The sequence below is a fragment of the Streptomyces sp. 6N223 genome (assembly GCF_052246635.1).
GTDB lineage: Bacteria > Actinomycetota > Actinomycetes > Streptomycetales > Streptomycetaceae > Streptomyces.
In genome coordinates this window covers 1-9,988 of the sequence record NZ_JBQQCA010000100.1, presented here as the reverse complement: position 1 = coordinate 9,988, position 9,988 = coordinate 1, and the positions used below count along the sequence as shown (strand labels likewise).

General features: G+C 76.0%; 9 protein-coding genes. 6 read left to right on the top strand and 3 right to left on the bottom strand.

Annotation, left to right across the window (positions count from 1 at the left end; genetic code table 11):
* On the bottom strand, positions 1-1,342 hold a 1,342-nt coding region (locus ACTWQH_RS32125; protein ID WP_443290343.1), incomplete at its 3' end, for a PH domain-containing protein.
* Positions 1,343-1,349: 7 nt separating this feature from the next.
* Positions 1,350-1,844, bottom strand: a complete 495-nt coding sequence (locus ACTWQH_RS32120) for a PH domain-containing protein (protein ID WP_443290341.1) — start codon at positions 1,842-1,844, stop codon at positions 1,350-1,352.
* A 54-nt stretch (positions 1,845-1,898) separates the two neighbouring features.
* On the opposite strand from ACTWQH_RS32120, the gene ACTWQH_RS32115 reads away from it, so the two are divergent.
* Positions 1,899-3,080 carry an NADH-quinone oxidoreductase subunit D gene (locus ACTWQH_RS32115; RefSeq protein WP_443290340.1) on the top strand — a complete coding sequence of 394 codons (1,182 nt, stop codon included), beginning with the start codon at positions 1,899-1,901 and terminating at the stop codon, positions 3,078-3,080.
* A gap of 21 nt (positions 3,081-3,101) precedes the next feature.
* On the opposite strand, the gene ACTWQH_RS32110 is transcribed toward ACTWQH_RS32115, so the two are convergent.
* The gene (locus ACTWQH_RS32110; protein WP_443290339.1) at positions 3,102-4,178 is read right to left on the bottom strand and encodes an SAM-dependent methyltransferase; all 1,077 of its coding nucleotides are present in this window, start codon (positions 4,176-4,178) and stop codon (positions 3,102-3,104) included.
* Positions 4,179-4,284: 106 nt separating this feature from the next.
* Between ACTWQH_RS32110 and ACTWQH_RS32105 the strand changes: the two genes are divergently transcribed.
* The 5 genes from ACTWQH_RS32105 to ACTWQH_RS32085 form a co-directional block, all read left to right on the top strand.
* Positions 4,285-5,496 (top strand): sensor histidine kinase, encoded by a 1,212-nt coding sequence (locus tag ACTWQH_RS32105; RefSeq protein WP_443290338.1) that lies wholly within the window; start codon positions 4,285-4,287, stop codon positions 5,494-5,496.
* 127 nt (positions 5,497-5,623) lie between these two features.
* Positions 5,624-6,310, top strand: coding sequence for a response regulator (locus ACTWQH_RS32100; RefSeq protein ID WP_443290337.1), 687 nt, complete (start codon positions 5,624-5,626; stop codon positions 6,308-6,310).
* 154 nt (positions 6,311-6,464) lie between these two features.
* Positions 6,465-7,391, top strand: a complete 927-nt coding sequence (locus tag ACTWQH_RS32095; protein ID WP_443290336.1) for a Rossmann-like and DUF2520 domain-containing protein — start codon at positions 6,465-6,467, stop codon at positions 7,389-7,391.
* Positions 7,392-7,458: 67 nt separating this feature from the next.
* Entirely contained in the window at positions 7,459-8,499 is a 1,041-nt protein-coding gene (panC, locus tag ACTWQH_RS32090) for a pantoate--beta-alanine ligase (protein WP_443290335.1), read from the top strand.
* Between the two features lie 236 nt (positions 8,500-8,735).
* Positions 8,736-9,988: L-aspartate oxidase (locus tag ACTWQH_RS32085; RefSeq protein WP_443290342.1), on the top strand; the 1,253-nt coding region annotated here is incomplete at its 3' end.

Genomic DNA, 9,988 nt, shown 5'->3' with positions numbered 1-9,988 from the left:
CCGTCAGCCAGCGCTCCGGCGCCGCGCTCTTGCGCCCCAGCCGCGAGCGCTCCGCCTGGGCGGCGACCTCCCCCTCCGCGTACCCCGCGTCCGCCAGCCGCGCGGTCGCCGTCCCGTTCGCCCCGTGGTCCACGTGCACCTGGGCCAGCCGCAGCGCCTGCGCCCACGGCCCCCGCGTCAGCCGCACGCTCTGCACCTTCGCGTGCGGCACCAGCGTGTGCACCCGCCGCAGCCGCCCCGCCCGCGCCACGAAGACCGCGTCCGTGACGCCGTGCCCGTATCCCTTCCACATCACCGGCGCCGCCCACCGCGCTCGCCGCGGCGACGGACGCACCGACGCCACCGCCTCGCCGATGTCCACGGCCGGCAGCACCCGCCCCAGCAGCGCCGCCGCCACCGACCGGGGCGCGACCGGCAGCAGGATCCCGCCCTGGTTGCCGCCGCCCGCCACCTCCAGCTCGACCCGCACCCAGCCGCGCCGCCGCCACAGCAGCGGCTCCACCAGCCGCACCGCCTGCACCCGCCCCGGCGGCACGGTGGCGTGGTCGCGCTGGAGCAGCCCGTGGTCAAGGCGCAGCCCGTCCGGCGACTCGCTCACCGTCCAGCCGTACTGCGTCAGGAAGCTCCCCAGGCTGCTGCGCCAGATCCCCACCACCATGGGAACGCCCACCGCCAGAGCGGCGAAGACGCTGTCGGTCACCGCCCAGATCACCGGCGACAGCAGCAACGCCAGCAGCAGCGGCCCCCAGGAGCCGCCGAGCAGCGCCAGCGCCCAGGCCAGCCGCCTGGCGTCGACCTGGTACAGCTCGCGGGCCGGCGCCTCCCCGGCGTTCGGCGCGGCCTCCGGCGCGATGCCCGCCGCCCGCGCCAGCAGCTCGGCGCGCAGCTCGCGCGCCTCGGCCTCGCCCAGGTACGCCAGCTCGTCGGCGGCGCCCGAGCCGACCACGTCCATCTTCAGCTTGGCGACGCCCAGCGCGCGGGCCAGCAGCGGCCGGGTGATGTCGATGGCCTGGATGCGGTCCAGGCGCAGGTGCGCGGTGCGCCGGAAGAGCAGGCCCGTGCGGATGCGCAGCTCGGTGTCGGTGACGAGGTACCGGGTGACGCGCCAGGAGAGGTAGCCGTACGCGGCGGCGCACGCCAGCATGACGGCGAGCAGCACCAGCAGCCACACCACGCCGAGGGAGGCGGCCCACTCGGCCAGCGCCTCGGCGTTGTTGAGGGCGACGGCGAACAGCCCGGCCAGCGGCGCCCAGGTGCGCCGCCACGGCGTGACGGGGTGGAGCCGCTTGCCGCGTCCGGCGGGGAACTCCCGCGTCGCCTGGGTCGCCTGCGCTGCCACGATCAGGTCCTCACAACCCGGCGGAACGGGCCTCGCCCAGCTCGGTGAGGCGGTCGCGCAGCCGCTCGGCCTCGGGCGGCGCCAGGCCGGGGATCGCCGCGTCCGTGGCCGCGGCGGCGGTGTGGAGCTGGAGCCGGGCCAGGCCGAAGCGCCGCTCCACCGGCCCGGAGGTGACCTCGACGAGCTGCATCCGCCCGTAGGGCACGGCGGTGAGCTGGCGCCACATCACGCCACGGCTGATCAGCAGGTCGTCGTCGCGCTCCAGGTAGCGCCAGGAACGCCAGTTGACGCCCGCCGCCCACCAGGCCCAGACAAGGGCCAACGCCGGTGGCACGGGCAGCAGCACCCAGACCGCCCCGCCGCCCAGCACCGGCGGCAGCACGGCGGCCAGCAGCGTCAGCGGCGTCAGCCAGGCCACCAGCAGCAGCCGCCGCATCCGCAGCAGGCCGGGCTGCACCTGGCGCCACGCCTCCGCGCCCGCGCCTTCCCGCCCGTTCATGGCCATGGTGTGAAGCTTAGGCCCGGGCCCGCGTGGGGGTGAGATGACAGACTGGGGCGCATGGCGGACACAGGGAGCACGGCGGCGAGCACGGCGACGGTGGTCGGGGTCGGCGGCGCCGCTGCTGCTGCCGGGGCGACTACCGACATGGTGCTGAACATCGGCCCCCAGCACCCCTCCACCCACGGCGTGCTGCGGCTGCGCCTCGTCCTGGACGGCGAGCGCATCTCGCACGCCGAGCCGATCGTGGGCTACATGCACCGCGGCGCCGAGAAGCTCTTCGAGGCGCGTGACTACCGCCAGATCATCGTGCTGGCCAACCGCCACGACTGGCTGTCGGCGTTCTCCAACGAGCTGGGCGTGGTGCTGGCCGTGGAGCGCATGCTCGGCATGGAGGTGCCCGAGCGCGCCGTGTGGCTGCGCACGCTGCTCGCCGAGCTGAACCGGGTGCTCAACCACCTGATGTTCCTCGGCTCCTACCCCCTGGAGCTGGGCGGCATCACGCCGATCTTCTACGCCTTCACCGAGCGCGAGGACCTCCAGGCCGTGATGGAGGAGGTCTCGGGCGGGCGCATGCACTACATGTTCAACCGCGTCGGCGGCCTGAAGGAGGAGCTGCCGGCCGGCTGGACGGAGCGGGCCCGGCAGGCGGTCGCGGCGGTGCGCGGGCGCATGGGCCGCTTCGACGACCTGGTGGTGGGCAACGAGGTGTTCCGGGCGCGCACGCGCGGGGTCGGCGTGCTCGACCCGGAGATCGTGCACGCCTTCGGCGTGTCCGGGCCGATCGCGCGGGCCAGCGGCGTCGACTTCGACCTGCGGCGGGACGAGCCGTACCTGGCGTACGCCGAGCTGGGGGACGTGCTGCGGGTGGCCACGCGCGAGGAGGGCGACTGCCTGGCCCGCTTCGAGGTGCTGCTCGACCAGGCGAAGAACTCCCTGGAGCTGGCCGACGCCTGCCTGGACCGGCTGGCGGAGCTGCCGCCGGGGCCGGTCAACCAGCGGCTGCCGAAGGTGCTGAAGGCGCCGGAGGGCGCGACGTACGCCTGGACGGAGAACCCGCTGGGGATCAACGGCTACTACCTGGTGTCGAAGGGCGAGAAGACCCCGCACCGGCTGAAGCTGCGGTCGGCGTCGTTCAACAACATCCAGGCGCTGGGCCAGGTGCTGCCGGGGACGCTGGTGGCGGACATGGTGGCGATCCTGGGCTCGTTCTTCTTCGTGGTCGGGGACATCGACAAGTAGCCGTTCCGGCTGGAGCTGGGGCTAGAGCTGGGGGTGGGGGTGGGGGTGGGGGTGGGGCTGGGGCTGGAGCTGGAGCGGGCCGGCGATGCCGATGGGCTGCACGAGCCAGGTGAAGCCGCCGAGGCCGTCCGGGTCGGTCAGCTCCGCGGCCTCGCCGGCGCGCGCGAGGGCGCGGACGTACGCCGCGGGGTCGCTCGCCGCGAGGGCGAGGGGCGGGCGCCGCGCGTCGACGCCGAGCCGCCGCAGCGCGCTGCGCTGCGCCAGCAGCACGGGGGCACCAGGGCCCCGCCCCGGCCCCCGTTCGCCGCCCCCGGTTCCCCCCACCGCCGCCGCGCAGGCGTCCAGGGCCACGTGCGCCGTCAGGTCGCACCTTCCGTCCGGCACGGGCCGCACCGCGCGGCCCTCGCGGTAGCCGGTGAGCGTGCCGAACGCCGGACGGCGCTCGCGCGTGTGCGCGTAGTCCACCGCCACCGCCAGACCCCGCACCACGCCGCCGACCGCGCCGGCCCACGCCTCGTCCCGCGTCCGCCCGATCTCCGCCCGCGCCCCCGGCTCGCCTGGCAGGGGCCACCACCGCCGCAGCCACGCCGCGTCCGCCCCGCCCACCGCCTCGCCGAGCCGTTCCCTCCCCACCTCGTCCACCAGCACGTACCGCGGAACGCCGTCGCCGCCCACCTCGGCGACCTCCACCGGCACGTTGTCCAGCCACTCGTTGGCGAACAGCAGCCCCGTCACCCCGCGCGGCGGCGCTGCGGGCCGCCACTCGATCCGCCCGTCGAGCCCGTCCGGCCGCGCCCCGGCCCGCTCCACGGCGTACGACCTCAGCCGCGCCGCCGCCTCCCCGGGCAGCGCCGCCAGCACCCCGGCCGCCAGCTCGCCCCGCCCCGCGCCCATGTCCACGAACGCCAGCTCCTCCGGACAGCCCAGTTCCGCGTCCACGGCCACCAGCAGGCGTGCCACCGCCTCCGCGAACAGCGGCGAGGCGTGCACCGAGGTGCGGAAGTGCGCCGCCGGGGCTTGACGCACGAAGAAGCCCGAAGGGCCGTACAACGCCCGTTCCGTGGCTTCCCGCCAGCCCGTCGCGTCTCGTTCACTCACAGGCTTCACCGTACGGCCGCCCTCCACCTTGAGGAGTAGTTGAGAGCTTCACGTATCGGCCCACCGGTTGACTCCTCAACCCACTGGGATGCCTACTCTGGGTGACGTGAACCGGCTGTACGAATTCCTGCGCCGCCATCCCGTGGGGGTGGACGGCTTCGGGGCGTTCGTGCTGCTCGTCCTCTCGGCACTCTTCATGGTCGCCCCCATGGAAGAGGGCTGGGAGGGGAACGAGGTGGGCGGCGCGTGCGTCGCCGTCGCCCTCTCCGTGGTGGTGATGCTGCGCCGCCACTCGCCGGAGCGGATGCTGCTGCTGGCGTTCGTCACCGGCGTCGCCCAGGTCGCCCTCGACGTCCCGCCGCTGCCGGGCAACTGGGCGTTCCTCGTCATCGTCTACACCATCGCCTCCCGCCCGCCGCGGGTGCCCTCCCGGCTGGCGCTGGCCGGCTGCCTGACCACGCCCACCATCGTCACCCTCCGCTGGCCGGACAACTCGGGGGACACCGGCACCGCCAACACCGTCATCTCGACGATCTTCCTCACCGTCGCGTTCTGCCTGGCCTGGGTGCTGGGCGACAGCCTCCGCACCCGCCGGGCGTACTACGCGGAGCTGGAGGAGCGCGCCAACCGCCTGGAGCGGGAGCGGGAGCGGGAGGCCCGCATGGCGGTGGTCGCCGAGCGGGCCCGGATAGCGCGCGAGCTCCACGACGTCGTCGCGCACAACGTCTCGGCCATGGTCGTGCAGGCCGACGGCGCGGCGTACGTGCTGGACAGCTCGCCCGAGCAGACCCGCAACGCGCTGCAGACCATCTCCGGCACCGGCCGCCAGGCGCTGACCGAGATGCGGCGGCTGCTGGGCGTGCTGCGCGCCGAGGACGGCGGCACCACCGACCAGGACTACGTGCCGCAGCCCGGCGTCGAGCAGCTCGCCGACCTCATCGACCAGATGCGGGAGATGGGCCTGCAGGTGGACTTCAGCATCGAGGGGACGCCGCGGCCGCTGCCGAGGGGCGTCGAGCTGTCGGCGTACCGCATCGTGCAGGAGGCGTTGACCAACACGCGCAAGCACGGCGGCGAGGGCGTGGTCGCCACCGTCCGGCTGACGTACGGCGAGCAGTCGCTGACCGTCCTCGCCGAGGACGACGGGCGGGGCGCGCAGCGCGAGCTGTACGAGGAGCGTGGCGCCGACGGCCTGGGGCAGGGGCTGATCGGGATGCGGGAGCGGGCGGGCATGGTCGGCGGCGTGCTCGTGGCCGGCCCGCGCCAGGGCGGCGGCTTCCGCATCGCCGCCACCCTGCCGCTGCCGGGTGGGGAGTAACGCCAGCAACGCCCGCAACGCTCTGGAGCCCCAGCCCGAGCCCGAGCCCGAGCCCGTGATGACGCGACCCGACCGACCCGACCGACCCGACCGACCCGACCCCGACCCGTACCCAGGGGGAACGCCAATGCCGACGACGCCGATCCGCGTGATGCTCGTTGACGACCAGGCGCTGCTGCGCACCGGCTTCCGCATGGTGCTCGCGGCGCAGCCGGACATGGAGGTGACCGCCGAGGCCGGGGACGGCGCCGAGGCCCTCGAGGTGCTGCGCGCCACCGCGATCGACGTGGTGCTGATGGACGTGCGCATGCCCCGGCTGGACGGCGTGGAGGCCACCCGCCGCATCTGCCAGAGCGGCGAGGGCGGGCCGGGCGATCCGAAGGTGCTGATCCTGACCACCTTCGACCTCGACGAGTACGCCTTCTCCGCGCTGAAGGCGGGCGCGGCGGGGTTCATGCTCAAGGACGTGCCGCCGGATGAGCTGCTGGCGGCGATCCGCGCCGTGCACAGCGGCGACGCGGTCGTGGCCCCCTCGACGACGCGGCGGCTGCTGGACCGCTTCGTGACGATGCTGCCGGCGCGGGAGCAGGCCCCGCACCCGGAGCTGGACCAGCTCACGGAGCGGGAGCGGGAGGTGCTGATGGTGATCGCCCAGGGCCTGTCCAACGGGGAGATCGCCGCGCGCCTGTTCGTCTCCGAGGCCACGGTCAAGACGCACGTCGGCCGCATCCTCGCCAAGCTGCGCCTGCGCGACCGCGTCCAGGCGGTGGTCCTCGCGTACGAAACGGGCCTGGTCCGCGCGGGCGGCCGTTGACGACGGCGCTCAGCCCCGGGTGGGGGTCCGGGGGCGATGCCCCCGGCTCGCGCCCCGCACCCGCCCCGCGCCGTAGCATGGGCTCGACGTCCGGTACCGCACCACCCGCCCCCACGGACCGGAACGCAGAGCACCGAAAGAGGCACCAGCCGCCGTGAACACACCGGACGCACCCGACGCGCGGGACCGACCCGCCCGCCTCCGCGTCGGCGTCGTCGGCGCCGGCCGCGTCGGCCCCGCGCTGGCCGCCGCGCTGCGCCTCGCCGGCCACCGCCCCGTCGCCGTCTCGGGCGTCTCCGACGCCTCCCGCCGCCGCGCCGAAGCGCTGCTGCCCGGCGTTCCGCTCCTCCCCCCCGACGAGGTGCTCGCCGACGCCGACCTCGTGCTCCTCACCGTCCCCGACGACGCCCTGCCCGGCCTGGTCACCGGGCTCGCCGAGACCGGCGCCGTACGCCCCGGCCAGCTCATCGCGCACACCTCCGGGCGTTACGGCACCGCCGTCCTCGACCCCGCGCTGCGCGCCGGCGCGCTGCCCCTCGCGCTCCACCCGGTGATGACCTTCACCGGCACACCCGTCGACGTGCAGCGGCTGGCCGGCTGCACCTTCGGCGTCACCGCGCCCGAGGAGCTGCGGCTGGCCGCCGAGGCGCTCGTCATCGAGATGGGCGGCGAGCCGGAGTGGATCCCGGAGCACGCCCGCCCGCTCTACCACGCGGCCCTCGCGCTCGGCGCGAACCACCTGGTCACCCTCGTGGCCCAGTCCATGGACCTGCTGCGCACCGCCGGGGTGTCCGCGCCGGCCCGGATGCTCGGGCCGCTGCTCGGCGCCGCGCTGGACAACGCCCTGCGCTCCGGCGACGCGGCCCTCACCGGCCCGGTGGCGCGCGGCGACGCCGGGACCGTCGCCGCCCACGTCGCCGAGCTGCGCGCCCACGCGCCGCACGCCCTGCCCGGGTACCTGGCGATGGCCCGCGCCACCGCCGACCGCGCGCTGGACCACGGCCTGCTGAAGCCGGAGCTGGCCGAGGAGCTGCTGGGCGTGTTGGGTTCAGGAGACAAGGGAGAAGGGGAAGACCGATGACCACCAGCGCCCGCCCGCACACCACGGGGGGCCGGGGGCGGAGCCCCCAGCCCGGCCGGAGAGCGCGATGAGCATCACCGTCGTCCGCCGGGCCGAGGAGCTCCACGCGCGCTTCGGCGCGCCGCGCGCATCCCGCACCCGCACCGGCAGGGCCGTCGTGATGACGCTGGGCGCGCTGCACGAGGGCCACGCCGCCAACATCCGCACCGCCCGCCGACGCCTGGGCCCCGACGGCCAGCTCGTCGTCACCGTCTACGTCAACCCGCTCCAGTTCGGCACCGGCGAGGACCTCGACCGCTACCCCCGCACCCTCGACGCCGACGTGGCGCTCGCCGAGGCGGCCGGCGCCGACCTCGTCTTCGCCCCCACCGACGACGAGGTCTACCCCGGCGGCGAGCCGCTGGTGCGCGTCAGCGCCGGGCCGATGGCCGAACGCCTGGAGGGCGCCTCGCGGCCCGGCCACTTCGACGGCGTCCTGACCGTCGTCGCCAAGCTGCTCCACCTCACCCGCCCCGACCTCGCCTGCTTCGGCGAGAAGGACGCCCAGCAGCTCGCGCTGATCCGCCGCATGGTCACCGACCTCAACTTCCCCGTCGAGATCGTCGCCGTGCCGACCGTCCGCGAGGAGGACGGCCTGGCGCTCTCCAGCCGCAACCGCTACCTCTCCCGCCGTGAGCGCGCCACCGCCCTCGCGCTGTCGCGCGCGCTGTTCGCCGCCCACGACCGGCTGGCCGCCGAGGGCGCGCTGAAGGCCCGGGTCGCCGCCGCCTCCCCCGGCGACCAGGCGCGGGCGGCCGGGCGGGCCGCCGCGCTGGCCGCGCTGCACGAGCCGCGCGCCTCGGCCGACGCGCACGTCGTCGCCGTGGCCACCGACGCCGCCCACCTCACCTCGCCCGCCAGCGCGCGCGCCGCCGCCCGCGCCGTGCTGGAGGAGGCCGCCGCGCTCGACCCGCCGCTGCGGCTGGACTACCTCGCGCTGGTGGACCCGAAGGACTTCACCGAGATCCCGGACGACTACGCCGGCGAGGCGATCATGGCCGTCGCGGCCAAGGTCGGCACCACGCGCCTGATCGACAACATGCGCCTCACCTTCGGAGCCGCCGCGTGAACGCCGGGCCCGCGCCGGAGCCCGGCGCCGTGCCCATAGGCCCCAGCCCGGTGGGGGCTGTGGCCGCAGGAGGCGCGGACCCGGCGGGACCGTGCGAAGACGCCCCGGGCCCCGTCCCGTCGCCGCGTGACGGCAACGAGACGTCCCGTGCCGCGAGGGCGGCGGTGAGCCCCGCCGCGCCGACGCCGACGCCGACGCCGACGCCGCCGCGGGCCGACCGCACCCCGCCCGTCCCCCTGTTCCAGCCAGGACAGGGACTGGCGCTCCCCGCCCCGCCCCCCGGCTGGGCCATCGCGGCGGACGTCGTCGTCGTCGGCTCCGGCGTGGCGGGGCTCACCGCCGCCCTCGCCTGCGCCGCCACCGGCCGCCACACCGTCATCGTCACCAAGGCCCGCCTCGACGACGGCTCCACCCGCTGGGCCCAGGGCGGCATCGCCGCCGCGCTCGCCGACGGCGACACCCCGGCCCAGCACCGCGACGACACCCTCGTCGCGGGTGCCGGGCTCTGCGACGAACAGGCCGTCGCCACCCTCGTCACCGAGGGCCCGGCGGCGGTACGCCGGCTGATCGAGGCGTACGGCGCCCGCTTCGACACCGACGAGGGCGGCGGGCTCTCCCTCACCCGCGAGGGCGGCCACCACCGGCGCCGCATCGCCCACGCCGGGGGGGACGCCACGGGGGCGGAGATCTCCCGCGCCCTGGTCGGCGCCGTCCGGGCCGCCGGCATCGAGACGATCGAGAACGCCCTCGCCCTCGACCTGCTCACCGATGCCGACGGGCGCGCCGCCGGCGTCACCCTCCACGTCATGGGCGAGGGCCGCCACGACGGCGTCGGCGCCGTCCACGCCCCGGCCGTCGTCCTCGCCACCGGCGGCATGGGCCAGGTCTTCTCCGCCACCACCAACCCCGCCGTCTCCACGGGCGACGGCGTGGCGCTGGCGCTGCGCGCGGGCGCGGAGGTCTCCGACCTGGAGTTCGTGCAGTTCCACCCGACCGTGCTCTACCTGGGCCCGGAGGCGGAGGGCCAGCAGCCGCTGATCTCCGAGGCGGTGCGCGGCGAGGGCGCGCACCTGGTCGACGCGGCCGGGGTCCGCTTCATGCTGGGCCGGCACGAGCTGGCGGAGCTGGCGCCGCGCGACATCGTCGCCAAGGGGATCACGCGCCGGATGCTGGAGCAGAGCGCGAGCCACATGTACCTCGACGCCCGCCACTTCGGCGCGGAGATGTGGCGCCGCCGCTTCCCCACGATCCTCGCGGCCTGCCGCGCGGCGGGCATCGACCCCGTCACCGAGCCCATCCCCGTGTCGCCGGCCGCCCACTACGCCTCCGGCGGCATCCGCACCGACCTGCACGGCCGCAGCACGGTCCCCGGCCTGTTCGCCTGCGGCGAGGCCGCGTGCACCGGCGTTCACGGCGCGAACCGCCTCGCCTCCAACTCCCTCCTGGAGGGCCTGGTCTTCGCCCACCGCATCGCGGCTGCCTGCACGAG

Bases quoted from the DNA above. Each gene is read 5' to 3' on its own strand.
- ACTWQH_RS32120 (WP_443290341.1), bottom strand. From the start codon at position 1,844: ATGGCCATGAACGGGCGGGAAGGCGCGGGCGCGGAGGCGTGGCGCCAG.
- ACTWQH_RS32115 (WP_443290340.1), top strand. From the start codon at position 1,899: ATGGCGGACACAGGGAGCACGGCGGCGAGCACGGCGACGGTGGTCGGG.
- ACTWQH_RS32100 (WP_443290337.1), top strand. From the start codon at position 5,624: ATGCCGACGACGCCGATCCGCGTGATGCTCGTTGACGACCAGGCGCTG.
- panC (WP_443290335.1), top strand. From the start codon at position 7,459: ATGAGCATCACCGTCGTCCGCCGGGCCGAGGAGCTCCACGCGCGCTTC.